This is a genomic window from Ruegeria sp. BHSC276, from assembly GCF_059612945.1.
Map to the genome: position 1 here is coordinate 294,306 of NZ_JBXWRP010000007.1, position 23,652 is coordinate 317,957.

Consider the following 23,652-nt stretch of genomic DNA (forward strand, 5'->3'; position numbering starts at 1 on the left):
AATGTCGCCCTGTCGGAGAGCAAGCATGATTGGAATTCTTGGTATTGTCGTCATTTTTGCGATGGTTTTCGGCGGTTATCTTGCCGCCGGCGGCAAGATGGCCATCATCCTGAAATCCCTGCCTTTCGAGATGATGATGATCGGTGGGGCCGCCGTCGGCGCTTTCCTGATCAGCAACGACATGTCCGCGGTCAAGCATACGGTCAAGGATCTGGGAAAGGTGTTCAAGGGCCCAAAATGGAAACCCGAAGACTATCGGGACCTGTTGTGCTTGTTATTTTCGCTGATCCGGCTGGCCCGGTCCAACCCGGTCGAGGTCGAGGGGCATATCGAGGATCCGGAAAACTCCTCTCTGTTCGCGGCGTATCCCAAGATTCAGGCCGACAAGGAGGCCGTCGACCTGATCTGCGACACCTTGCGGTCTGCGGCGATGAACTATGATGACCCGCACCAGGTCGAAGAGGTTCTGGAGAAACGCATGGAAGCCAATTTTCAACATGCCATGCATTCCAGCCACGCTCTTCAGACGGTTGCCGACGGCCTGCCGGCCTTGGGAATCGTTGCTGCGGTTCTGGGTGTGATCAAGACCATGGGGTCGATCGACCAGCCGCCGGAGGTTCTGGGCAAGTTGATCGGGGGCGCATTGGTCGGGACCTTCCTGGGGGTGTTTTTGGCTTATGGCCTAGTCGGCCCGTTCGCCGGAAAGCTGAAAGCGGTCGTCGAGGAAGACAACCATTTCTACCAACTGATCAAGGAAGTTTTGGTCGCCAACCTTCACAACCACAACGCGGCGATGTGTATCGAGGTCGGACGGCAGAACACGCCGACCCACAACCGGCCGAATTTCACTGAACTGGAAGAAGCACTAAAGGAAATCAAGCAGGCGGCGGCATGATGCGAAGGCTGGCTCTGGTATTTGCTTTTCTGGGCTTCGCGACCGGAGGAGCAGTGGCGCAAACCACCATTCCGGTGCGATCGGGCGAACATGATGGCTATACCCGGCTGGTGGTGCAAGTTCCGACCGGAACCTCCTGGCGGCTGACACATCGCAAGAAGGGGGCCACCCTTTCGCTGGCCCTGACCGACGTGGTGTTCGACATGAAATCGGTATTTACACGCCTGTCGGGCAACCGGCTTTCGGGCCTCACGCAAGCGCAGCCGGGCGCGCCGCTGGAAATGGAATTCGGCTGCGACTGTGCGGCAACCGCTTTTCTGTTCAAGGACACGATGGTCGTGGTGGACATCGCTCCGGGGAAGGCGCTGCCCTTGCCCGATCTCGATATCCCGCCACCGGTTCTTCCCCGCGTGGACCAGGCGACACCGGCCAAAGACCTGCCTTTGACCCATCTGGCCGAACCTTTACTGCGCCTGAGCCGGCAAGACATCGAAGACCGTCTAGCCACCCGCTTCCTGCAGAGTGCCGACCGCGAGATCGTCGATCTCGACCTGTCGGGCGTCGGGCCGCGCGCCTCGACGCCGCCTCCGCCGACTTTGCTTGGGTCCGACCTGTCACCAAACCTGGCGATAACCTCGGTTTTGGACGAGTTGGGCTTCATGGCGAATTTGCCATTGCCAATTCTGGAACCTGGGCCGGCCTGCATCTCGGACGCCGCATTGGACTTCGAGTCCTGGACAGATGGCCGTCCGTTCCATCAGCAGGTGGCAGACCTACGCCGCGCCCTGTTCCAAGAGTTCGATCGCATCGATCCAGACGCCGTGATCAGGCTTGCCGAGGTCCTGACCTATTTCGGCTTCGGAGCCGAAGCGGTACAAACGTTGGGCCTGCTCTCCCAGGTTCCCGAGGAAGCAGAGTGGGTTGCCGGCATTGCGACGGTCATCGATGCGCTTCCATCCGACGGGCCGCCACCATTCGAGGGGTTGCAACGTTGTGACGGTGCAATAGCGCTTTGGGCCGCGCTCGCCCAAGGAGAGTTGCAGCCCGAGGCTCGGCCGGAAACAGTCGAGCAATCGTTCCAACGGTTGCCCGAACATCTGCGGCGCCATCTTGGTCCCAGATTGGCGCAGGTCTTCACGAAGGCCGAAGAAATGGAGGCTGCCCGCAGGATTCTGCGCTCGGTGGAGCGCATCGAGCCAGAAGTCAGCGCCGAAACCAACTTGGCAAAGGCCCAAGTCGCCTCAGCCGCGGAAGACGCGCAAAGCAGCAGAACGTTGCTGAGCAGGGTGATCGAGGACCCCAAGGCGCGGGTCGAAGCTCCGTTGGCTCTGGCAAGGCTGATCGAGCAGCAATGGGCCGACCGTGGCGCGATCACCCAAAGACAGCTGGACCTTGCCGGGGCCTATGCCGTTGAACTGAAGAACTCGGAACTCGGGCCCGTCATGGCTCGCAGCCATGCCGTAGCGCTGAGCCTGTTCAACGAGTTTGAACCGGCATTCCGGCTTTCCACGGCTCATGTGGGGGACGCCGATTGGGATGGCACTCAGAACCGTATCCTGCAGTTGATGGCAGAACGGGCGGATGACGGTACTTTCGTCCGCATGACCTTCGCGATGGATCCGTCGCTGGTTCAACGCCTCAGCACCGACACCGCCCTGGCCCTGGCCGAGCGATATGCCGATCTGGGTTTTTCCTCGCAAGTCCGGCGGCTGGTCGACAAAGGGCAAGACCGGACCCGCCAGCGCGACCGAGCATGGCTGCGCGCCCGCGTCGCGATGATGGAAGGCCAGCCGCGACAGGCGCTGGAAGAACTGGCAGACGACCGATCCGAGCGGACCCAGCGACTGCGCGCCGCGGCACTGACCGAGCTGGGCGAATTTGAGGAAGCCGCAGGGATCCTGACCGAGTTGGGAGAGGATGTCGAGGCCGCCCGGCTGTCGTGGTTTGCGGGTTCGCCAAGGGCGCAGATCGACCTTTCGGACGGTCGAGTGGGCCGGTTGATGGCCTTGAGCGCTGAACTGGATAACGCGGCGGAACGGTCACCGGAATCGCCCTTGAAGGACGCGCGGGAACTGTTGGAGACCAGCACCGGAACGCGCGAAAAAATCCGAGATCTGCTGGCTCTTGTCGAAACGGACGCAGAATGACGACCTTGAACCGACCATGGGCGTCGCGTCGAGGCTTGCAAAGTTCGTCCGCCAGCTCAAGATGGGCTGACCGAAATACAAACCCATGAGACAGGCCCCGAACCGGCCTGTCAGGTCTGGACGAAATGCGCAGTTTTCTGGCCATTCCCGCAACGCCGGATCTGGTGCGGTTCTGCCGCGTCCTACAATCCGGCTTTTCCGGAGGTCGCCCGGTTGTGGCAGAGAATCTGCATGTCACACTGGCTTTTCTGGGGGACACGCCGGAAGAACAACTTTCCGTTCTGCATGTTGAATTGGAGCGCGTTCAGCACCCTGCCTTTTGCATCCGGTTCGACGGTTTGGGAATGTTTGGAAACACCATACACTTGGCCGTTGCGAAAAACCCGTCCTTGCAGGAATTGCAGACGAAAACTCTGCAACTGGCGCGAAGGGCGGGCATCGACGTACCGCGGCGCAGATTTCGGCCGCACATCACCATCCAGCGCGGCGCGAATCCGGCTCTGCTCAAGGGTTTTTCCGGGTTCTTGCCGGATGCGCTAGACATGCCGGTAGACCGGTTCGCGCTTTTCTCCTCGACCCTGACTCCGCAGGGATCGCGGTATGATCGGCTTGCCGACTATCCCCTGCTGCCCGACACCTGACATCGGGCGGGGCGGGCGTTACCGGTCAAGGCCCGGGTAGAGAAAGCTGGCAACTCGGTCGAACCGCGCATCGGGGTCGACCAGGTCGAGAACAGCCTCGGCCAGCGTCTTGGCATCGCCCCCCATCTGCGGCGTCGCGAATTCCAGGAATTTGCCAATGACATCCTGGCGCGACATCGGCGCTTCGGGGCCACCCCGGGCATGCGTGTCCCCCGAGTGCAACAACCGGCCGTCGCGTGTCGTGACCGAGACGTCCGCCCAGCGTCCGGCTGGAAACCGGGCCGAGTGCCGATCGCATGTTCGAACCGAAATTCGTGACATGAACCCGACCACGTCCGTGTCAGCTAGCCCCGACCCCATCAAGTGTTCCACTCCGATCCGGCCGTGCACCGCTTGCACCGCAACGGCGAAGGGCAGCGAGTACTGAGCCTGAGACGTCGTCTGCGGCACGCCGGAAAACAGCTGGCATGCCTCATGAAAGGTATTGATATCAACATGGGCGATCCGGTCATGGGTCAGACCGTGCGTGTGCATCACCGTGCGCAGCCCGTCTATGGCGGCATGGGCCCAGCGGCAGATCGGATAGGGTTTCACATATTGATGTTCCATCTGCCAAAACGTGCCGAGGTCCTGCCAATAGGGTGCGGCGCGGTCCTCCTCGATGGTGATGGCAGGGGCGCCGGTAAAGCCGCGCTCGGCCAGAATTGCCGCCGACATTCCCACCAGCGCGCCCCAGCCCGAGCCGTCATGCAGCATGGTTGGGTTGGCGATCTCGCGCATCATCTGGCTGCGGGGGCCGTGATATTCGGCAATGCCAAGGCCTTGGCGCAACTGGTCGGATGAATGGCCCCGCAAGCGGGCCGCCATCGCCGCGACGCCCAGTGCGTTCCACGCCCCCGAGGTGTGATAGTCACTGACGGTGGCGTGCAACGTGATACCCGCGCGGCCCGCGATTTCGTAGCCGGTGATGACGGCCGCCAAGGCATCGGGTCCGGACAGGTCAGGGCAGTGCTCGGCCAATGCGCACAGCGCGGGTATTGCCACGACACCGATATGCCCCTTGGTCGGGTTGTAGCCGTCGTGCCCGTCGAGATTGTCAGTCTGCGTGGCGGCCGCGTAAGCTGCGCCCGCCAGACTGACCCGGCGCCCATCGCACAGCATCCGCGCCGAGAACGCATGATCGGTCGTTCCGTACAGCAATGCCGCAGTGTCGCGGGCGATCACGCCTGCCTCCATCGGGGTCGAGGCGACCACGATGCCCAAAGTATCCAGCAGCATCAGGGCCGCCGCTTCGCGCGCGCTGTCGGGCATCTGGTCCGCCGGGCGGTTTAGAACAAACTCGGCAACGCGGGCGAAGGTTTCGGTCACTTGGCGCCCTCCATCACCGGTTTTTGGTCACGCAATCGCAAGCCCTTGGGGTCGAACGGAGGCGCATGCAAGATCCGTGCCCTGTGCGGCTTACCCAGGATGAAGACATGCACCTCGTCACCCGGCTGGGCGACATCAGGGTTGGCGTATCCGATGGCCAGCGACTTGCCGACTGTGTAGCCATAGGCACCCGAGGTGACGCGCCCGACGGGCGTACCATCTGGGGTAAAGATCGGCTCGCCCCCGCTGGCATCGGCATCGTGGGTGACATTGACCTCGAAAATCGACAGCACCTCGCGCGCGGGATTGTCCTTGATCGCCAGCCAGGCCTCCTTGTGCAGGAAATCCTTGTCTGGCTTGATCAACCCATCCAGACCGACCTCGTGCGGCCAGTACTCCTGAGAATACTCACGACCCCACGAGCCATAACCCTTTTCGATCCGCAATGCGCCCAGAGCCCGGCTGCCGACCGGCCCACCACCGCAAGCGCGGGCAGCATCCAGAAGCGCAGAATAGAGTCTGATTTGGTCCTCTTCGGCGCAGTGCAGCTCCCACCCCAGATCGCCGGTAAAGCTGACGCGGATGGCCAAGCAAGTGACCCCGGCAACCTCGATCGTGGCCGTGCGCATGAAGCGGAACGCCTCATTCGACAGGTCGGCGTTGGTCAGCCGTTGCAAGGCCTCGCGCGATTTCGGGCCAGCGACGTTGAAGCCTGCGATGCGGTTGGTGGCGACTTCGAAGGTGGTGCCTTCGGGCAGGTCCACCATGTTGAAGAACCGCTGATGATAGCGTTCGGCCATGCCCGAGCCGATCATCATGTATTCGTCCTCGGCGGTCTTGGTGATGGTGAAATCCCCCGCCACGCCACCGCGCACCGAGATCATCGGGGTCAGGCACGAACGTCCCACCTCGGTCGGAACTCGGTTGGCCACCAGCCGGTCGAGCCAGTCATGCGCGCCCGGCCCCTTGATGACGTAGTTGGCAAAGTTCGAGATGTCGATCACGCCCACGCTCTCGCGCAGCATCCGGGCCTCCTGGCCCACCGGTTCGAACCAGTTTTGGCGGGTGAAGCCGGTGGTCTCGACCGTTCCGGGCCGGTCGGCGAACCACAGCGGGTGTTCCCAGCCGCAGTTGAGGCCGAAGACCGCGCCCATCTGGTTCTGCATCTCATAGGCAGGGCGCACACGAGCGGGGCGGCCAGCGCTGCGTTCTTCGTTCGGGAAGTGGATGGCAAAGCGGTGGGAATATTGGTCGGCGACCCGCGCCTTGGTGAATTTCTTGTCGGCCCAGTCGCCGAACCGCGCCAGATCCCAGGCGAACATGTCGTATTGCGGCTCGCCCTCGATCATCCATTGCGCGGCCAAGAGGCCCAGCCCACCCGATTGCGAGAATCCGGGGATAATACCGGTGCAGCAGAAATAGTTGCGCAGCTCGGGCACCGGCCCCCAGATGGCGTTGGAATCCGGCGACCAGATCATCGGGCCGTTGATCACCCGTTTCACGCCTGCGGTCGCGGCCACCGGCACACGCTCGGTCGCGCGGATCACGTTCTCCATGATCCGGTCCAAATCGTCGGGAAACAGGTCATGGGCGAAATCCAGCGGCGTGCCGTCCTCGGCCCAGAAACGCATGTCTTTCTCATAGGCGCCGATCAGCAACCCGTTGCCTTCCTGCCGGAAGTAATATTCGCCGTCGCGGTCGGCGATCGAGGGCAGCCGGCGGCCGAGAGCTGCCACCTCGTCAATCGCTTCGGTCACGAAATACTGGTGTTCGGTCGGTTGCAGCGGCAGCTCCAGCCCGGCCAGCGACGCCACCTCGCGCCCCCACAACCCGGCTGCGTTGACCACCCATTGCGTGTGGATGTCGCCCTTTTCCGTTCGCACAATCCACGAGCCGTCAGGCTGCTGTTCAGTCCCTATTACAGGGCAAAACCGCTGAATCTCGGCCCCCAGCGCGCGCGCTCCGGCGGCATAGGCATGGGTTACGCCCGAGGGGTCCACGTTGCCGCCGTCGGGTTCGTACATGATGCAACGGATGTCGTCGAACTGCGCCAGTGGGTGCAGCTCCATCGCCTGTTCGCGGCTGATTTCATAGAAGTTCAGGCCGTAAAACCGCGCCTTGGCCTCTTGCAAACGCAGTTGGTGCTCGCGCGCTTCGGTCTGGGCCAGATACAGCGATCCCGGCTGGAACACGCCGCAGCCCTGCCCGGTTTCCTTTTCCAGCTGCTTGTACAGGTTCATCGTGTAGTGCTGGATGCGGGTGACGTTGTTGTTGTCGTGCAGCCCGTGGATGTTGGCCGCCGCGTGCCACGTTGAACCGCTGGTCAGCTCGTCCCGCTCCAGCAGGATCACGTCGGTCCAGCCCAGCTTGGCAAGATGGTAGAGGATCGAACAACCGACAAGGCCCCCTCCGATCACGACGGCCTGTGCATGGGTTCTCATTGGGCTTCTCTCCTGACTGGCGGGGGCGCGTCACCCCTCTGCTTCAGAAGTCAGCCACAGTGTGCGGACACCGTATGCTCTGTTCCCGACCCCAAATGTCGGGAACAGGGCAAGTTGGACGGAATCCCGGTTTGGGATCGTCTAGTAAGGCGCCTCGACGTCGTTCATCGAAACATAGACGGTTTTCATTTCCGAATAGTGGTTGATCGCCAGCTTCGAGTTCTCGCGCCCGACGCCCGACATTTTCGACCCACCGAACGGCGCCTCGACCGGGGCCAGGTTGTAGGTGTTGATGTAGCAGGTGCCTGCCTCGAAACCGGCCACCACGCGATGAGCGCGGGTCAGGTCGTTGGTGAACACGCCGGCGGCCAGGCCGAACTCGGTGGCGTTGGCGCGGGCCATCACCTCGTCTTCGGTTTCGAAATCCAGCACCGACATGACGGGGCCGAAGATTTCCTCGCGGGCGATGGTCATGTCGTCGGTCACGTCGGCAAAGACCGTTGGCTGAAGGTAGAAGCCCGGGCGATCCAACCGCGCGCCGCCATGGACCAGCCGTGCGCCCTCGGCCTTGCCCTTCTCGATATAGCCCAGAACGATGTTCATCTGGTTCTCGCTGACCATCGGGCCGAAATTCACGGCCTCATCCATCGGGTCGCCGATCTTCACCTTGGCCAGACGTTCGGTCAGTCGGGTCAGAAAGGCCTCTTTGATGCCTTTCTGCACGAAGACCCGGGTGCCGTTGGAACAGACCTGGCCCGAGGAATAGAAATTGCCCAGGATCGCACCCGAGACGGCGTTTTCGATATCGGCGTCGTCGAACACGATCAGGGGCGACTTGCCGCCCAGTTCCATCGTGACGTGTTTCATGCCCTCGGCGGCGGCGGCATAGACCTTGCGGCCCGTGGGCACCGATCCGGTCAGCGACACCTTGGCCACGCGCGGGTCGGTGACCAGCGCGGCGCCCACATCGCCATAGCCCTGAACCACGTTGTAGATGCCCTTAGGCGCGCCGGCCTCGATCAGGATCTCGGCCACTTTCAGCGCTGACAGGGGCGTGGTTTCCGAGGGTTTGAACACCATCGCATTGCCACATGCCAGCGCCGGGGCACCCTTCCAGCAGGCGATCTGGGTGGGGTAGTTCCACGCGCCGATGCCGACGCAGACGCCCAGCGCCTCGCGGATGGTATAGACGAAATCACCGCTGCCCAGCGGGATATGCTCGCCGGTCAGCGACCCGGCCAGTCCGCCGAAATATTCCAGCGCGTCCGCGCCCGAGGTCGCATCGGCCACCAGCGTTTCCTGCAACGGCTTGCCGGTGTCATGGGTTTCGAGGATCGACAACTCACGGTTGCGCTCGCGCATGATGTCGGCGGCGCGGCGCAGGATGCGGCCGCGCTCGGTCCCGGTCATCGCCGCCCAGGTCTTTTGAGCGCGTTTTGCACTGTTTAGAGCCTGTTCAATGATCTGCGGCGTCGCCGAATGCAGGCGGGCGATGACCTCGCCCGTAGCCGGATAGATCACGTCGATCGGGGTGCCTGCGGTGTCTTCGACATATTCGCCATCGATGAAATGGCTGGCCGTGGGCTGAAATTTCATGGCGGATCCTTTTCTTGCGGGGCCGCCGGTCAGGCCAGCGGCAAATGGGTTCCAACCGCAGTTAAGGGTTGTTGATTGGTCAGTCAATAAAACACTGGCATCGGCCGGTTTCCGCCGCTGAAACCGCAAGGAAACTTGAAAAATTTGGTTAATGTTCCATTTATGTTCCATATGATCGGAGGATTGCACGATGCAACGGTCCCGGCAGATTACGGCCCGGATGGAGCCCACAAACGACTATCACCTAATGCCGGTCACGGATCGGCAGATGCGCTATGCCCGCGCGATCGCGCGTCAGGCCGCGCTCGAGATACCCGTCGAAGCGCAGCGTGACCGACGGTCAATGTCCGATTGGATTTCAGCACACAAACCAAGGGACACGTCGCCCTTTGCAAACTATCCCACCGGCAAGCAGGTGGCATTTGCCGAACGTATTTCGCGCAGCAAGCGCCGCCCGATCCCGGATGAGTGCTTTCGCGACAAACGTGCCATGTCACAGTGGATCGACCGCAACAAGTAGGCGTCAGTGGTCTCGCCGGGCACGATGGGTGCGGCCATAGAGCCCCACCGCGGCGGCCACGAACAGGCCCAGCAGGATATATCCGGTGATGGCCTCGGCCACGGCCAGGGCCCGGCAGACGCCGATGGGCCGCAGGTCGCCGAACCCGACCGTGGTGAAGGTGACATACGAGAAATACAGCACATCGCTGGGGCGGCGCGCGCCCTCGACACACAGGTCGTGATACCCATATGACCCATAGACGGCTGCAAACAGGAACGGCACCGCCTGAATGAACGAGATCCCCATCAGCAGCAGCTGCCGCTTGGGGTTGCGGACCCGGGTCATGTAGTACCAAGTCTGCCACACCAGCAAAAACGCCAGCCCGATCGTCGTGGCGGTCCCGATCGTGGTGCCCGCGGTCGCCTCGTTCAGATGCGACAGCAGATACCAGGCCATCGTGCTGACCAGAATCAGCCCCAGCGCGGCCAGCAATGTGGGCTTCCAGTCCTCGAAGGTGGTTGGGTCGGCGGGCATCTGTCATCCTCGGCGGTTCGGCTTCGGCCATCCTTCACCGAAGCGTCCGCCATCACAAGCGCTTTCGCGATTCGCTATTGACCGCCCAGATGCTCTTCGCCTCGCGCCCGCGCCAGCGCGATTTGTTTCTGCCGTTCGCGGAACCGCGCCTTGTCGGCCTCGGACGTCTCGTGGATGCATTGGTGGCAAGACACGCCATGCTCGTATTCAGGGCGCTCCATGTCCTGGGGCAGGATCGGGCGGCGGCAGCCATGACACAGCTGGTGCGGCCCCTCGACCAGCCCGTGCCCCACCGACACGCGGTTGTCGAACACGAAGCATTCACCCTTCCAGGTGCTGTCTTCGGGCGGGACCTCCTCGAGATAGCGCAGGATGCCGCCCTTCAGGTGGTAGACATCCTCGACCCCCTGCCCAAGCAGATAGTTGGTGGATTTCTCGCAGCGAATGCCGCCGGTGCAGAACATGGCGACGCGCTTGTTGTGGAACCTGTGCTTGTTCTGCTCCCACCAAGCGGGAAAATCGCGGAAACTGTCCGTTTTAGGGTCGATTGCGCCTTCGAATGTGCCGATCGACACCTCATAGTCGTTGCGCGTGTCGATAACCACCACATCATCCGAGCGGATCAGATCGTTCCAGTCCTGCGGCTCGACATAATGGCCGGTGCGGGCGCGCGGATCGACATCCGGCTGGCCCATGGTCACGATCTCTTTCTTCAGGCGCACCTTCATCTTGCCAAACGGCGGCTGGCTGGCGGTGGCCTCTTTCCATTCCAGGTTCGCACAGCCCGGCAGCGCCCGGATATGCGCCAGCACCGCGTCGATCCCGGCGCGGGGGCCGGCGATGGTGCCGTTGATGCCTTCATGCGCCAGCAGCAGCGTGCCCTTGACCGACTGCGCGCGGCACAGCTCCAGCAGCGGCGCGCGCAGGGCGTCCGGGTCGGCAAAACGGGTGAAGTGATACAGTGCGGCGATCGTGTACATGGCCGCGATCTAATGCGCGGCCCCCCGCAACGCAAGAGACCGCATTGACGACCACCGCCCACCCCCCTACCGATAGCACACGCAAAGGAGGCTGCCATGACCCATGCCCTGATCGTGATCGATGTCCAGAACGATTTCTGCCCCGGCGGCGCGCTGGCGGTTCCCAACGGGGATGAGATCGTTGCCCCGATCAATGCCATGATGCCAGATTTCGACGCGGTGATCCTGACGCAAGACTGGCACCCGGCAGGTCATTCCTCGTTCGCGTCATCCCATCTGGGCAAGGCACCTTATGATCTGGTCGAAATGCCCTATGGCCCACAGGTCCTGTGGCCCGACCATTGCGTGCAGGGCACACTCGGCGCCGAATTCCACCCCGACCTGCGCACCGATGCCGACCTGATCCTGCGCAAGGGCTTTCGCAGCGCGATCGACAGCTATTCGGCCTTCTTCGAAAACGACCGGACCACCCCCACCGGGCTGGAAGGCTATCTGCGCACGCGCGGGATAGACCGGTTGACGCTGGTGGGCCTGGCGACCGATTTCTGCGTGCATTATTCGGCGGTGGATGCGGCCCGGCTGGGCTTTGACGTGACCGTCAGAACCGACGCCTGCCGGGCGATCGACCTAGACGGGTCGCTGGCTGCGGCCGAGCAAGCCATGCAAACGGCAGGTGTGGCGCTGCTCTGATCAGGGCGTCGCCCCGGTGGCCGCCAGATATTTCAGCACGACGAAAAGGATGACTGCCAGCCCCAGCGCGAACCCGACCCGGCCCACGATCGAGCGGCGGGCGGTCTTCTTCGCGTCGGCACCGGCCCGGGCCGGCTTTGGTCTCTCTTGGACCGGCCTGCGGGGCAGCGGCTGCGCACGACGTACATGTTGCAGAAACGCCAGGATGTCGAACGTGCCGCAATACTGGCCCTGAACGCCCCGGTTCCGAATGTTGTCGAACAACCGGCGCAGGATGAGCGCGCGCGCCTCGGCATCTTCTGCCGGGTACAGATCGCGCTCGAGCCCGGTCCGTCTGGATTCCAGACTGAAACCGGCATCCACGAAAATCCTGCGGATTCTGGGCGAGGCCCGGCGCAGCGCATCCGCCGTGCGGATATCGCGAAACACGGCATAGACATGCCGCCCCGCCACCTGGGCACCGGCCTCAGGGTTTTCCGTCTCGGACTCTTCAGCAATCGTTACAATATCAAAATCGTACGTCAGACTCATTCACCACTTACAAACTTCTGGTCCCATCCCACCCCCCTCACTAGATCGCGAAAGGATCGGACTTTATGCCCGGATTGTGACCTGTCCTTGGCATTGTTAACAGATCCGGGACTCTTGCCAATCACCGCACCGATTGATCTAACAACGGAAATGGCAGGAGCTCCCCATGGTCGACATCGCGACCCGTGTCTACAATCACAAATGGAAGATCGACCCGATCGTGCGGTCATTGATCGACACGGATTTCTACAAACTGCTGATGTGCCAGTCAGTGTTTCGCAACAAGCCCCAAACGACGGTCGTGTTTTCTCTGATCAACCGTTCGAATCACGTTCCGCTGGCCAAGCTGATCGACGAGGGCGAGCTGCGCGAACAGCTCGATCATATCCGCTCGCTCAGCCTCAGCCGGGGTGAAAGCACTTGGCTGCGGGGCAACACCTTCTACGGCAAGCGCCAGATGTTCCGCCCCGATTTCATGGAATGGTTCGAGAATCTGCGCCTGCCGCCCTATCACCTGGAACGCAAGGGCGACCAGTACGAGCTGACGTTCGAGGGCAAATGGCACGAGGTCATGCTGTGGGAGATACCGGCCTTAGCAGTGCTGATGGAGCTCCGCTCACGCGCGGTGCTGAACGACATGCGCCGGTTCGAGTTGCAGGTTCTTTATGCCCGCGCCATGACCCGCGTCTGGGAAAAGATCGAAAAACTGCGCGCGATCGAAGGCCTCAGCATCGCCGATTTCGGCACCCGACGGCGGCATTCCTTCCTGTGGCAGGACTGGTGCGTGCAGGCGATGATCGAGGGGCTGGGCCCGGCTTTCACGGGAACGTCGAACTGCCTGATCGCCATGCGGCGCGAGGTCGAGGCGATCGGCACCAATGCGCATGAACTGCCGATGGTCTATTCGGCGCTGGCCAAAACCGACGAAGAACTGGCCCGCGCGCCCTATGACGTGCTGAGCGACTGGCATGACGAACATGACGGCAACCTGCGGATCATCCTGCCCGACACCTATGGCACCAAGGGGTTTCTGGACCGCGCACCCGACTGGCTGGCCGGCTGGACCGGCATCCGCATTGACAGCGGCGATCCGGCCAAGGGCGCCGAGATCGCCATCGAGTGGTGGAAATCGCGCGGCGAGGATCCCAGCCAGAAGCGGATCATATTCTCGGACGGGCTCGATGTGGACAAGATCCGCGAATTGCACGGCCAATTCGCGGGCCGGGTGAAGGTCTCGTTCGGGTGGGGCACGTTGCTGACCAACGATTTCCGCGGTCTGGTGCCGGGGGATGCGCTGGCGCCGTTCTCGCTGGTGTGCAAGGCGGTCTCGGCCAATGGGCGGCCGACGGTGAAACTGTCGGACAACCCCGAAAAGGCGATGGGGCCGAAAGACGAGATCGAGCGCTACAAGCGCGTCTTTGGCGTAGGGGAACAAGAAGCGATCGAAGTGATCGTCTAGCCCGGCTCAGCCGTGATGGGCGGCCACGGTTTTCAACTGGGAAAAACCGTACAGCGCCTCGAACCCCTTTTCGCGGCCATGGCCCGATTTTCCGACCCCGCCGAACGGCAGCTCGACCCCGCCGCCCGCGCCGTAATTGTTGATGAACACCTGCCCCGCGCGCAGCCGTTTGGCCAGCCGCATCTGCCGCGCGCCGTCCCGCGTCCAGACCCCGGCCACCAGCCCATAGTCGGTGCCGTTGGCGATTTGAATGGCCTGTTCCTCGGTGTCGAACGGGATCAGAACCTGCACCGGGCCAAATATTTCCTGCTGCGCCAGCGGATGATCGGGCGGCACGTCCCCAAACAGCGTCGGGCGCACATAGGCCCCGCCCGGCGGCGCGTGATCCACGATTCGGCCCTGTGCTGCGATCTCAAGATCGCCCCCCTGCGCCAGAAAGCCGGTCACGATCTGCTTCTGCCGGTCCGAAATCAGCGGCCCAACGCGCAGATCCTCGGTCGCGGGGCCGACGGTCAGGTCGGCATAGGCGGCGGCCATGCGCGCCTTGACCTCGGCATAGACGCCGCGCTGAACCAGAACACGCGACCCGGCCGAGCAGGTCTGACCCGCGTTCTGGATGCCCGCATTCACCAGAAACGGCAACGCGGCCTCCAGATCGGCATCATCAAACACCAGTTGCGGAGATTTTCCCCCCAGTTCCAGGGTCACCGGTACCACGTTGCGCCCGGCCGCCTGCTGCACCAGCGCGCCCGTCGCCACGGACCCGGTGAACGAGATATGATGCACACCCGGATGCGCCGACAGGGCCGCGCCCGCCTCGGCCCCGATGCCGGGAACCACGTTCAGCGCGCCGGCGGGTAGCCCCGCCTCGGTTGCCAGATGGGCAAAGGCCAGCGCGGTCAGACAGGCCTCTTCCGCCGGTTTCAGAACGCAGGCATTGCCCATGGCCAGCGCCGCCCCGACCGAGCGGCCGATGATTTGCATCGGGTAGTTCCAAGGCACGATATGGCCGGTCACCCCGTGCGGCTCACGCAGGGTATAGACGGTGTAGCCGTCGAGATAGGGGATGGTCTCGCCCATCACCTTGTCCGCCGCACCGCCGTAGAACTCGCAATAGCGCGCCAGCGCCAGTGCGTCGGCACGGGCCTGGGTCAGCGGTTTGCCAACGTCCAACGCTTCGAGCAGAGCAAGCTCCTCAATCCTGTCCTGCACCAATTGTCCAAGACGGGTCAGGATGCGGCCCCGCTCCGGCGCGGTCATCCGGCCCCAGTCGCCGTCCAGCGCGGCCTGCGCGGCCTGCACGGCGGCATCGATCTGCGGCGCCCCACCGCGCGCAATTCGGCCGAGCGGCGTGCCGTCGGACGGGTTGGTCAGATCAAGCGTGTCATCGCTCGCGACCCAATCGCCGCCGATCAGGCACAAGGTGGAATCAAACCAGATGGGATTTTGCATATCTGCCTCCAAAACAGGCTCTAACAAAGAGGTTTCATGCTGCGCCTTGCCCGAGATCGGGCAATTTCGGCACGGCTTGGATCAGGGTTTGCGTATAGGGGTGCTGCGGGTCCGAGAACACGCGCTCGGTCTCACCCTGCTCGACGATCCGACCCGACTGCATCACCATCACCCGGTCGGTAATGGTGCGCACCACGCTCAGGTCATGGCTGATGAACAGGTAGGTCAGGTCATAGGTCGCACACAGCTCGGCCAGCAGGTCGAGGATCCGTGCCCGGACCGAGACATCCAGCGCCGAGACGGCCTCGTCGAACAAGATCAGCTCGGGCCGGATAATCAGCGCGCGGGCGATGGCGATGCGCTGGCGCTGCCCGCCCGAAAATTCGTGGATGTATTTCCACGCATCGTCGGGCGACAGGCCCACGGCGGTCAGCATCTCGGCGATGCGATCCTGCCGTTCCGACCCGGTGGGCGGGGTTTCCAGCAGGTGAAAAGGTTCGGTGATCAGGCGGGCAACCCGGTGCCGGGGGTTGAAGCTGCCGAACGGGTCCTGGAACACCACCTGCATCTTGCGGCGCACGGCCAGGTTGGGTTTGTGCCCGGTGAACACCGGCTGGCCGTCCAGCAGAATTTGCCCGCCCTGCACCTCCTCGAGCCCTAAAATGGCCCGTGTTAGAGTCGATTTTCCGCAACCGGACTCGCCCACAAGCCCAAGGCGTTCGCCCCTATTCAGCGTGAAACTCACATTGTCCACGGCGCGATGATGGCCGGGCTTTTCGAACAGCCGCGCACGCGGCAGGCGATAGTCGCGCACCACCTCCGAGACCGAAAGCAGAGGCGCCGGGGCCGCCGGGGCGGGCAGTTCGACTTGGTGGTTCGAGGCCTCGAACAGCATCCGCGTGTAGGGATGCTGCATGTTGGTCAGCAGCTGACCCGTAGGCCCGGCCTCGACCACTTCGCCGTTGCGCATCACCACGATCCGGTCGGCCATGTCCGCCACCACCGCCAGATCATGGGTGATCATCAACAGGCCCATGCCGTATTCCGTGACCAGACCCTTGAGCAGATCGAGGATCTGCGCCTGCGTGGTCACGTCCAGCGCCGTCGTCGGCTCGTCCGCGATCAGCAGCCGGGGGCGCAGCGCGATGGCCATGGCGATCACCACCCGCTGCCGCTGCCCGCCCGACAGTTCATGCGGGTAGCGGTCCAGCGGGAACCTCTCGGGCGGCAGGCCGACGCGGGTCAAAACCTCGCGAGCACGGGCCTCGGCCTGATCGGGCGGCATCGCCTTGTGGATCAGGATGGTCTCCATCACCTGCGCCCCGATGGTCTGGACCGGGTTGAGCGCCGTCATCGGCTCCTGGAACACCATGCCGATCGCCGCCCCGCGCAGGGCGCACATCTCGGCCTCGGGCAGGCCCAGCAGGTCCTGCCCGTCAAGTTGCAGCGCCCCCGATGTCCGCGCCCCGTTGGGCAAAAGCTGCATCACCGCCAGCGCCGTCATAGACTTGCCCGAGCCGCTCTCGCCGGTGACGGCCACTATCTGTCCGGGATCGACGGACAGGCTTACGTCCTTGAGGATGCCAACGGCGTGGATCGACAGCGACAGGTTATGGATTTCCAGCAAGCTCATGCGCGCGCCACCCGGATGCGGGGGTCGAGCCAGTCGCGCAGCCCGTCACCCATCAGGTTCAGCCCCAGCACCGTGACGATGATCGCCAGCCCCGGAATCAGAGCCAAATGCGGGGCAAAACTGACCATTGTCTGCGCGTCGGCCAGCATCCGGCCCCAGCTGGGCGTGGGAGGCTGCGCGCCCAGACCGACATAGGACAGACCCGCCTCGGCCAGAATACCCAGAGAGAACTGGATGGTGCCCTGCACGATCAACAGGTTGGCGACGTTGGGCAGGATGTGCTCGGCCGAGATCCGCGCCGCGCCCTTGCCCGCGACACGGGCCGCCAGGATAAACTCGCGCTCCCACAGGGACAGGGCCGCACCGCGGGTGATGCGGGCAAAGACGGGGATGTTGAAGATGCCGATCGCGATGATCGCGTTGATCGCGCCCGCGCCGAAGACGGCGGTGATCAGGATGGCGATGACCAGCGAGGGAAAGGCAAAGACCAGATCGTTGCCGCGCATGATCAGCTCGTCCAGCCAAGACCCCTTGCGCGCCGCCGCCGTCAGGCCCAGCGGCACGCCCAGCGCCATGCCGATGCCCACCGCCACCAGCGCCACCGCGATAGAGGTGCGCGCGCCCACCATGATCATCGAGAACAGATCGCGCCCGAAATGATCGGTGCCGAACCAGTGCTGCGCGTTGGGTTGTTGCAGCTTGTCAGGAATGTTCAGTGCGGCGTGGTCATAGGGCGTCCAGACAAAGGACACGAGCGCTGCGAGAACCACCAGAGACGACAGGCATGCGCCGAGGATCAGGTTGCGGCTCATGTGCGGCTCCTCAGCCGGGGATCGACGGCGGCATAGGCCAGATCGACCAGGAAATTGACGGTGATGACCGCGAAGACAAGCAGCATGACCACCGACTCGACCACGATCAGGTCGCGCGACGAGATCGCCTGAAACACCAGCCGCCCGAGACCGGGCAGGTAGAAAACCTGTTCGATGATGATCGCCCCGGCCAGCAGGAAGGAAAACTGCAGCCCGATGATCGTCAGCACCGGGATCAGCGCGTTGCGCACCCCGTGCCGCCACAGCGCCTGACGGCGGCTGAGGCCCTTGGCGCGGGCAGTGCGCATGAAATCCTCGCCCAGTATGTCCAGCAGGGCCGAGCGCATCACCCGCGCCAGGATCGCCGCCTGCGGCAGTGCCAGCGCGATGGCCGGCAGGGTCAGCGAATGCAGGCCGGTCCAGATGCCGTTTTCCCACCCGGCAAAGCCGCCCGCGTTAAACAGGCGCAGATTGATCGCAAAGATCAGCACCAGCATCATCGCGAACCAGAAATTCGGCACCGCGATGCCCAGCTGGGTGGCGCCCATCACCGCGATGTCCCCGGGCCGGCCGCGCCGCGAGGCCGCGTAGATGCCTGCCGGAAAGGCGATGGCCGTCGACAGCGTGAGCGCATAGAGCGCCAGCGGCAGAGACACCCACATCCGGTCCGCGATCATGGTCGAAACCGGTGTGCGGTAGGTGTAGGAGGTGCCGAAATCGCCGGTCAGCATCCCGCCGACCCAGGTGAAATAGCGCTCGATCTTGGGCACATCCAGGCCAAGCTCGGCGCGCAAGGCCGCCAGCGTGTCGGGCTGCGCGTTCACCCCCAGCATGAAGGATGCCGGATCGCCGGGTGCCACCTCGATCACCGCGAAGATGACCACCGAGGCGACCGCAAGGCTGAGAACCAGCGAAATCAGGCGTTTGAGCGCATAGCGAAGCATCAGGGCCACGTTAGGCGCGGTTTTGCCCTGGGTCCAGCGCCTAAGATGCTAGCAGATAGGCATAAACCGCCCAGCCCACGATCGCGGCATAGCCCAGCGGATAGATCCACTTGATAACGTAATTGTCGAGTTTGCGGGCGAGGTCGTCGCGCCCCGAAATCTTGATCTTTCGCAGCACCACGTTGAAGACAATGATCGCGCCCGTGACCAAAAACATCCACTGCAGGATGAAGTCGACGAAGGTGAGATACCCCAGTTTGGGCAGGTCGGCCGAAATCGCCCAGTTGAAGGCGATGAAAACCAGCAGGTTGGCCCCGGACATCTCGATCCGCTTGCGGTATTCATCCAGAAAAAACAAAGCCCAGCTGACGGTGATCAGAACCAGCATCGGCAGGAAGACCCGAATGATGTAATAGGTCAGGTGCCGTTTGCCTTCGAAAACCAGATCCAACTGGTCGCTGATCCGCCCCGACACGCCGATGACGTGGTTTTTCTCCATCCTGTCGTTGCCAAGGATCCACTCTTCCTCTCCCAGCTGATCCCCCAGCCCCGAAAATTCGCGTAGCGGCACGAAGGACACGAATTCAGACGGCAGGATCGATTCCACCTTGAAGTGGAACTCCTGGGTGTCGAACGGGTATTTCAGAAAGTTGAAATGGGGTGCCTGCAACGTCAGGGACGATTTCTCGACATAGATGACTCGGCCGTCGCTATAGACCGCGGCCACGGATTCGTGGATCCAGCGGTTGGACTGCTGGTTCTGGATGATGAAGACGGGAATGACCGTTCCGATGGAGGTCGCGTAATCGGCAAGCTTCTTTGGATCGACCACCAGAACCTCTCGCCCTCTTTCTTCCGGATCGAAGGCCAGTGCCGGATCTTTCCATTCGCCACGAATGACCACCACGGCGCCATAGTTTTCGGCTTTCTGGTCGACGCCGGTGATCTGGTCGATATGGATGCCGATGCCGACCTGCAAGGGTTCGTCGGGGATTTCCACCTTCGTGGCAAAGCCTTCGGACAACAGATCCTGAGCGCTGGCCGGACCGGGCGAATGGAACAGCCCGGCGAGCAGCAGGGCGAAGTTGAAGATCAGAAGACGCGAAAGGCGCAAAAAATACATGCGGACCAGCACCTTGGGGTGAATGCGGAGGCCCGGGCACCCGGGCCTCCTGCCTTTGCGGTCACTCGGACCAGGAAATCGCGGCAAGGTCGGTCGCCGCCGTCGGCGCATTGACCCACAGGCCCTTGACGCCGGCCTTGGCCACGCTCAGCGCCGCCAGCTGGAACAGGTAACCGTTCACGTAATCCTCGGCGATGATCCGCTGCGCCTGCTGCAGCAACTCGGTCCGCTTGGCCTCGTCGGTCGTGGCGTTGAGCGTTTCCATCAGCTTCTGGAACTCGGGATTGTCATACTGGAAATAGTAGTCCGGCCGGGCATAGATGCCGATATCCATCGGCTCGGTATGGCTGACGATGGTCAGGCCGTAATCCTTGCCCTTAAACGCGCTTTCCAGCCACTGCGCCCATTCGACGTTGATGATCTCGGCCTTGATGCCGACTTCGGCCAGCTGCGCGGCGATGATCTCGCCCCCGCGCCGTGCATAGGAAGGCGGCGGCAGGTGCAGGGTGGTCTCGAACCCGTCCGGGAACCCTGCCTCGGCCAGCAGGGCCTTGGACTGTTCTGGGTCATAAGCCGAGTTGCCGGTCAGGTCGACATAGGCCGGGTGGTGCGGCGCGAAATGGGTGCCGATCGGGGTGCCGTAGCCGAACATCGCGCCGTCGATGATGGCCTGCCGGTCGATGGCATGGGCCAGCGCCTTGCGCACGCGGACATCGTCGAACGGCGGCCGCTTGTTGTTGGTGGACAGGATCGTTTCGCCCTCGGTCGAGCCGACCAGCACCTGGAACCGCGGATCGGCCTCGAATTGCGGCAGGTTCTCGGGGGCCGGGAAGCCGGTGAACACGTCCACGTCCTCGGCCATCACGGCGGCAAAGGCGGCGGTCGGGTCCGAGATGAACTTGAAGGTCGCCTTTTCCAGCGCCGGCTGCTCGCCCCAGTAATCGGGGTTGCGCTGCAAGACGACGCGATCGCCCTGCACCCATTCGGCAAAGGTGTAGGGGCCGGTGCCGACCGGGTTGGTCTTGATGTTCTCGATGCTTTCCGGCGCCACGATCACCGCGTCGCCCCACGCCAGGTTGAACAGGAAATTGCCGTTCGGTTCCGTCAGGGTGATCTTGACGGTCAGCGGGTCCACGGCCTCGACGGACTCGATCCCGGCGAACAGGGCCTTCTGCGCATTGGCGCTGTCCTCGGCGGTGGCGCGGTCGAGGCTGAACTTCACGTCCTCGGCATCCATCGTGGTGCCATCGTGAAAGGTCACGCCATTGTGCAGCTTGAAGGTGTAGGTCTTGCCATCCTCGGAGATGTCCCAGCTTTCGGCCAGCGACGGCACGATCGAGCCATCCCCCATGAAGCGGGTCAGACCCTGGAACACGTTCGCATAGACCACCGAGTCGATGGCCTGCGCGGCGGCGCTGGTCGGGTCCAGATGCGGCGGCTCCAGCTGCATGGCGATGGTGATGTCCGACTGCGCCCAGCCCTGGGTCGCAAACAGGCTGGCGCCCACCGCCAAGGCGGACGCAAAGGCGCGATACCTTGATTTCGTCATGAAAATTCCCTCCCCTATGCTTACGTCGCAGCCCGGCATTTCGCGGCCGCCTGCAATCACTGTTCCCCCAAACCTCAGGTCAATCAAGGAATTGTTGGCGCAACCGGTCTTTGAAAACGGAGACGCTCTCTGCTATGCCGCGCTGCAACATGACTTGTCCACAGGACCCAAGATGAGCGCGACAGCCCGCAAGAAAGCCCCGAACGCCGAGGATATCCGAGCAAGAAAGGGCGGCGAGCCACTGGTCAGCCTGACCGCTTACACGACACCGATGGCACGGCTGATGGATGCCCATTGCGATTTCGTCCTGGTGGGCGACAGCGTCGGCATGGTGCTGCATGGGCTGACCTCGACCCTTGGCGTGACGATGGAGATGATGATCCTGCACGGCCAGGCCGTCGCCCGCGGGCTGGAGAAGGCGATGATGGTCATCGACATGCCTTTTGCCAGCTACGAGGAAGGTCCCGCGCAGGCCTTCCGCAACGCGGCCCGGTTGATGGCCGAAACCGGGGCGGGCGCGGTCAAGCTGGAAGGCGGGGTCGAGATGGCCGAAACGATCCGCTTTCTGGTCAAGCGCGGCATCCCGGTGATGGCGCATATCGGGCTGACGCCGCAATCGATCAACACGCTGGGCGGTTACAAGGTGCAGGGCCGCGACGAACAGGCCGAGGCGGTGCTGGCCGACGCCCGCGCCGTGGCCGAGGCCGGGGCGTTTTCCGTCGTGCTCGAGAAGGTTCCGCAGGGTCTTGCCGACCGGATCACCGCCGAGGTGCCCATTCCCACCATTGGCATCGGCGCCTCGGCGGGCTGTGACGGTCAGATCCTGGTGGTCGATGACATGCTGGGCTTCTTCACCGCATTCAAGCCGAAATTCGTCAAACGCTATGCCGATCTGGGCCCGCTGGCCGAGGCCGCCATTGCAGAATACGCCGCCGAGGTGCGCGCCCGCACCTTCCCCGCAGCCGAGCATGTGTTTGCCGATCAGGCTCCCGCCAAGGGGGGCAAGGCATGACCGCGCCCATCCTGCGCACCCTGCCGGACCTGCGCGCCATCACCCAGGCCTGGCACCGGGCAGGCCAGACCATCGGCGTGGTGCCCACCATGGGCGCGCTGCATCAGGGGCACCTGTCGCTGGCTCAGGCGGCGCGGGCCGATTGCGACCGGGTGATCGTGACGATCTTCGTCAACCCCAAACAGTTCAACAATCCCGAGGATCTGGCCAAGTACCCCCGCACCGAGCAGGACGACGCGGCCAAGCTGGCGCCGCTGGGGGTCGACGCGATCTATGTCCCCGACCCAGACCAGATCTATCCCGACGGATTCGCCACCACTGTGTCCGTCGCCGGCCTCACCGACGTGATGGAGGGCGAATTCCGCCCCGGACATTTCGACGGCGTGGCGACCGTCGTGGCGAAACTGTTCCTGCAGACGCAGGCGGACCGAGCCTATTTCGGCGAAAAGGACTATCAGCAGTTGATGGTCGTGCGCCGCATGGCCCGCGATCTGGACATCCCGATCGAAGTGATCGGTTGCCCCACCGTGCGCGAGCCCTCGGGGCTGGCGATGTCCTCACGCAACCTGCGTCTGTCGGACCAGGGGCTGGTGACCGGGGCGCGGATGCATGCGGTGATGCAGGACATGGCCGGGCAACTGGCGCAGGGCGCCGCGTTCGCGGATCTGGTGGGGCCGGCCCGCGACGCGCTGCTGGCGGCAGGCTTTTCCGAAGTGGAGTATATCGACCTGCGCTGCGCCGAAACGCTTACGCCGCTGACCGCCGCCACCCGCCCCGCGCGCCTGTTCGCCACCGCTTGGCTGGAGGGCGTGCGCCTGATCGACAATATCGACGTGCCGGTGGCCTGAAACTGGGGTCTGGAACGGCCCTGACCAATCGCCTAATGTCCTCTGAAAATGACGACAGGGGGAGCACGGGCATGACCTATATTCTGGCAATCGATCAGGGCACCACGTCCTCGCGCGCGATCCTGTTCGACGCGCAGATGCAGCGCGTGGGCACCGCACAGCAGGAATTCACCCAGTATTTCCCGCAGGAAGGCTGGGTCGAGCACGACCCCGAGGAAATCTGGGACAGCGTCCTGAACGTCTGCCGGCAGGTGATGGACGAGGTCGGTGCCTCGGCCGACCAGATCGCCGGGATCGGCATCACCAACCAGCGCGAAACCACCGTGGTCTGGGACAAGACGACCGGCAAGGCCATCCACAACGCCATCGTCTGGCAGGACCGCCGCACCGCCGAGATCTGCCGGCGGTTCCGCGACGCGGGCTGCGAGGATGACGTGACCTCCCAAACCGGCCTGCTGCTCGACCCGTATTTCTCGGGCACCAAGGTCAAGTGGG

At 63.3% G+C, this 23,652-nt stretch carries 21 protein-coding genes; 9 read left to right on the forward strand and 12 right to left on the reverse strand.

From position 1 onward, the window contains the following. Positions 1–25 precede the first annotated feature (25 nt). From motA to thpR, 3 genes are all read left to right on the forward strand, one after another. Positions 26–895, forward strand: coding sequence for a flagellar motor stator protein MotA (gene motA, locus AC2FMD_RS13970; protein ID WP_496689642.1), 870 nt, complete (start codon positions 26–28; stop codon positions 893–895). After that, positions 892–3,042 carry a hypothetical protein gene (locus AC2FMD_RS13975; RefSeq protein WP_496743272.1) on the forward strand — a complete coding sequence of 717 codons (2,151 nt, stop codon included), beginning with the start codon at positions 892–894 and terminating at the stop codon, positions 3,040–3,042. The genes motA and AC2FMD_RS13975 overlap by 4 nt, the downstream gene beginning before the upstream one ends. Positions 3,043–3,167: 125 nt before the next feature. Further along, complete coding sequence (gene thpR, locus AC2FMD_RS13980; protein ID WP_496743271.1) at positions 3,168–3,683, forward strand: RNA 2',3'-cyclic phosphodiesterase; 516 nt, start codon at positions 3,168–3,170, stop codon at positions 3,681–3,683. A gap of 18 nt (positions 3,684–3,701) precedes the next feature. On the opposite strand, the gene AC2FMD_RS13985 is transcribed toward thpR, so the two are convergent. The 3 genes from AC2FMD_RS13985 to betB all read right to left on the reverse strand — a co-directional run bounded on the left by AC2FMD_RS13985 (position 3,702) and on the right by betB (position 9,088). Next, entirely contained in the window at positions 3,702–5,051 is a 1,350-nt protein-coding gene (locus AC2FMD_RS13985) for an MmgE/PrpD family protein (protein ID WP_496795129.1), read from the reverse strand. Next, positions 5,048–7,492: a GcvT family protein gene (locus tag AC2FMD_RS13990; RefSeq protein WP_496743268.1), complete on the reverse strand. Its 2,445-nt coding sequence runs from the start codon at positions 7,490–7,492 to the stop codon at positions 5,048–5,050. The genes AC2FMD_RS13985 and AC2FMD_RS13990 overlap by 4 nt, the downstream gene beginning before the upstream one ends. A gap of 141 nt (positions 7,493–7,633) precedes the next feature. Then, positions 7,634–9,088 (reverse strand): betaine-aldehyde dehydrogenase, encoded by a 1,455-nt coding sequence (gene betB, locus AC2FMD_RS13995; RefSeq protein ID WP_496680016.1) that lies wholly within the window; start codon positions 9,086–9,088, stop codon positions 7,634–7,636. A gap of 190 nt (positions 9,089–9,278) precedes the next feature. Here betB and AC2FMD_RS14000 point away from each other — a divergent pair, with 190 nt between their 5' ends. After that, positions 9,279–9,608 (forward strand): hypothetical protein, encoded by a 330-nt coding sequence (locus tag AC2FMD_RS14000; RefSeq protein WP_496743267.1) that lies wholly within the window; start codon positions 9,279–9,281, stop codon positions 9,606–9,608. A 3-nt stretch (positions 9,609–9,611) separates the two neighbouring features. Here AC2FMD_RS14000 and AC2FMD_RS14005 read toward each other — a convergent pair whose 3' ends face one another. Together AC2FMD_RS14005 and trhO are read right to left on the reverse strand one after the other, a co-directional pair. After that, positions 9,612–10,124 carry a potassium channel family protein gene (locus tag AC2FMD_RS14005; protein WP_496743265.1) on the reverse strand — a complete coding sequence of 171 codons (513 nt, stop codon included), beginning with the start codon at positions 10,122–10,124 and terminating at the stop codon, positions 9,612–9,614. A 74-nt stretch (positions 10,125–10,198) separates the two neighbouring features. Continuing rightward, positions 10,199–11,104, reverse strand: coding sequence for an oxygen-dependent tRNA uridine(34) hydroxylase TrhO (gene trhO, locus AC2FMD_RS14010; RefSeq protein ID WP_496680021.1), 906 nt, complete (start codon positions 11,102–11,104; stop codon positions 10,199–10,201). A gap of 96 nt (positions 11,105–11,200) precedes the next feature. Here trhO and pncA point away from each other — a divergent pair, with 96 nt between their 5' ends. Further along, a complete protein-coding gene (gene pncA / locus AC2FMD_RS14015) occupies positions 11,201–11,794 on the forward strand; it encodes a bifunctional nicotinamidase/pyrazinamidase (protein ID WP_496680022.1) in 594 nt (197 codons plus the stop codon). Here the strand turns inward: pncA and AC2FMD_RS14020 are convergent, their stop codons facing one another. Next, positions 11,795–12,325 (reverse strand): hypothetical protein, encoded by a 531-nt coding sequence (locus AC2FMD_RS14020; protein ID WP_496689549.1) that lies wholly within the window; start codon positions 12,323–12,325, stop codon positions 11,795–11,797. A 166-nt stretch (positions 12,326–12,491) separates the two neighbouring features. Here AC2FMD_RS14020 and pncB point away from each other — a divergent pair, with 166 nt between their 5' ends. Beyond that, positions 12,492–13,784, forward strand: a complete 1,293-nt coding sequence (gene pncB, locus AC2FMD_RS14025; protein ID WP_496742519.1) for a nicotinate phosphoribosyltransferase — start codon at positions 12,492–12,494, stop codon at positions 13,782–13,784. Positions 13,785–13,790: 6 nt separating this feature from the next. Here pncB and AC2FMD_RS14030 read toward each other — a convergent pair whose 3' ends face one another. The 6 genes from AC2FMD_RS14030 to AC2FMD_RS14055 form a co-directional block, all read right to left on the reverse strand. Continuing rightward, positions 13,791–15,236: an aldehyde dehydrogenase family protein gene (locus AC2FMD_RS14030; RefSeq protein WP_496742518.1), complete on the reverse strand. Its 1,446-nt coding sequence runs from the start codon at positions 15,234–15,236 to the stop codon at positions 13,791–13,793. Positions 15,237–15,270: 34 nt separating this feature from the next. Beyond that, positions 15,271–16,869: an ABC transporter ATP-binding protein gene (locus AC2FMD_RS14035; protein WP_496742517.1), complete on the reverse strand. Its 1,599-nt coding sequence runs from the start codon at positions 16,867–16,869 to the stop codon at positions 15,271–15,273. Then, entirely contained in the window at positions 16,866–17,681 is an 816-nt protein-coding gene (locus AC2FMD_RS14040; protein ID WP_496680027.1) for an ABC transporter permease, read from the reverse strand. The genes AC2FMD_RS14035 and AC2FMD_RS14040 overlap by 4 nt, the downstream gene beginning before the upstream one ends. Beyond that, on the reverse strand, positions 17,678–18,625 hold the full coding sequence (locus AC2FMD_RS14045; protein WP_496742521.1) for an ABC transporter permease: 948 nt from the start codon (positions 18,623–18,625) through the stop codon (positions 17,678–17,680). The genes AC2FMD_RS14040 and AC2FMD_RS14045 overlap by 4 nt, the downstream gene beginning before the upstream one ends. Before the next feature lie 40 nt (positions 18,626–18,665). Continuing rightward, a complete protein-coding gene (locus AC2FMD_RS14050; protein WP_496795130.1) occupies positions 18,666–19,748 on the reverse strand; it encodes a ligand-gated ion channel in 1,083 nt (360 codons plus the stop codon). A gap of 61 nt (positions 19,749–19,809) precedes the next feature. Beyond that, a complete protein-coding gene (locus AC2FMD_RS14055) occupies positions 19,810–21,297 on the reverse strand; it encodes an ABC transporter substrate-binding protein (RefSeq protein ID WP_496742515.1) in 1,488 nt (495 codons plus the stop codon). A 172-nt stretch (positions 21,298–21,469) separates the two neighbouring features. Here AC2FMD_RS14055 and panB point away from each other — a divergent pair, with 172 nt between their 5' ends. From panB to AC2FMD_RS14070, 3 genes are all read left to right on the forward strand, one after another. After that, the gene (gene panB, locus AC2FMD_RS14060; RefSeq protein ID WP_496742514.1) at positions 21,470–22,309 is read left to right on the forward strand and encodes a 3-methyl-2-oxobutanoate hydroxymethyltransferase; all 840 of its coding nucleotides are present in this window, start codon (positions 21,470–21,472) and stop codon (positions 22,307–22,309) included. Continuing rightward, on the forward strand, positions 22,306–23,157 hold the full coding sequence (panC, locus tag AC2FMD_RS14065) for a pantoate--beta-alanine ligase (protein ID WP_496742513.1): 852 nt from the start codon (positions 22,306–22,308) through the stop codon (positions 23,155–23,157). The genes panB and panC overlap by 4 nt, the downstream gene beginning before the upstream one ends. Before the next feature lie 71 nt (positions 23,158–23,228). Further along, positions 23,229–23,652, forward strand: a 424-nt coding sequence (locus AC2FMD_RS14070) for an FGGY family carbohydrate kinase (protein ID WP_496795131.1), incomplete at its 3' end; no start/stop codon positions are given.

Excerpts from the sequence above, each read along its gene's own strand:
- AC2FMD_RS14040 (WP_496680027.1), bottom strand. The coding sequence starts at position 17,681 with ATGAGCCGCAACCTGATCCTCGGCGCATGCCTGTCGTCTCTGGTGGTT.
- AC2FMD_RS14000 (WP_496743267.1), top strand. The coding sequence starts at position 9,279 with ATGCAACGGTCCCGGCAGATTACGGCCCGGATGGAGCCCACAAACGAC.
- pncA (WP_496680022.1), top strand. The coding sequence starts at position 11,201 with ATGACCCATGCCCTGATCGTGATCGATGTCCAGAACGATTTCTGCCCC.
- AC2FMD_RS14035 (WP_496742517.1), bottom strand. The coding sequence starts at position 16,869 with ATGAGCTTGCTGGAAATCCATAACCTGTCGCTGTCGATCCACGCCGTT.
- AC2FMD_RS14020 (WP_496689549.1), bottom strand. The coding sequence starts at position 12,325 with ATGAGTCTGACGTACGATTTTGATATTGTAACGATTGCTGAAGAGTCC.
- AC2FMD_RS14005 (WP_496743265.1), bottom strand. The coding sequence starts at position 10,124 with ATGCCCGCCGACCCAACCACCTTCGAGGACTGGAAGCCCACATTGCTG.
- motA (WP_496689642.1), top strand. The coding sequence starts at position 26 with ATGATTGGAATTCTTGGTATTGTCGTCATTTTTGCGATGGTTTTCGGC.
- AC2FMD_RS13990 (WP_496743268.1), bottom strand. The coding sequence starts at position 7,492 with ATGAGAACCCATGCACAGGCCGTCGTGATCGGAGGGGGCCTTGTCGGT.
- panB (WP_496742514.1), top strand. The coding sequence starts at position 21,470 with ATGAGCGCGACAGCCCGCAAGAAAGCCCCGAACGCCGAGGATATCCGA.
- pncB (WP_496742519.1), top strand. The coding sequence starts at position 12,492 with ATGGTCGACATCGCGACCCGTGTCTACAATCACAAATGGAAGATCGAC.
- thpR (WP_496743271.1), top strand. The coding sequence starts at position 3,168 with ATGCGCAGTTTTCTGGCCATTCCCGCAACGCCGGATCTGGTGCGGTTC.
- panC (WP_496742513.1), top strand. The coding sequence starts at position 22,306 with ATGACCGCGCCCATCCTGCGCACCCTGCCGGACCTGCGCGCCATCACC.
- AC2FMD_RS13975 (WP_496743272.1), top strand. The coding sequence starts at position 892 with ATGATGCGAAGGCTGGCTCTGGTATTTGCTTTTCTGGGCTTCGCGACC.
- AC2FMD_RS14030 (WP_496742518.1), bottom strand. The coding sequence starts at position 15,236 with ATGCAAAATCCCATCTGGTTTGATTCCACCTTGTGCCTGATCGGCGGC.
- betB (WP_496680016.1), bottom strand. The coding sequence starts at position 9,088 with ATGAAATTTCAGCCCACGGCCAGCCATTTCATCGATGGCGAATATGTC.
- AC2FMD_RS14050 (WP_496795130.1), bottom strand. The coding sequence starts at position 19,748 with ATGTATTTTTTGCGCCTTTCGCGTCTTCTGATCTTCAACTTCGCCCTG.
- AC2FMD_RS14045 (WP_496742521.1), bottom strand. The coding sequence starts at position 18,625 with ATGCTTCGCTATGCGCTCAAACGCCTGATTTCGCTGGTTCTCAGCCTT.
- AC2FMD_RS14055 (WP_496742515.1), bottom strand. The coding sequence starts at position 21,297 with ATGACGAAATCAAGGTATCGCGCCTTTGCGTCCGCCTTGGCGGTGGGC.
- trhO (WP_496680021.1), bottom strand. The coding sequence starts at position 11,104 with ATGTACACGATCGCCGCACTGTATCACTTCACCCGTTTTGCCGACCCG.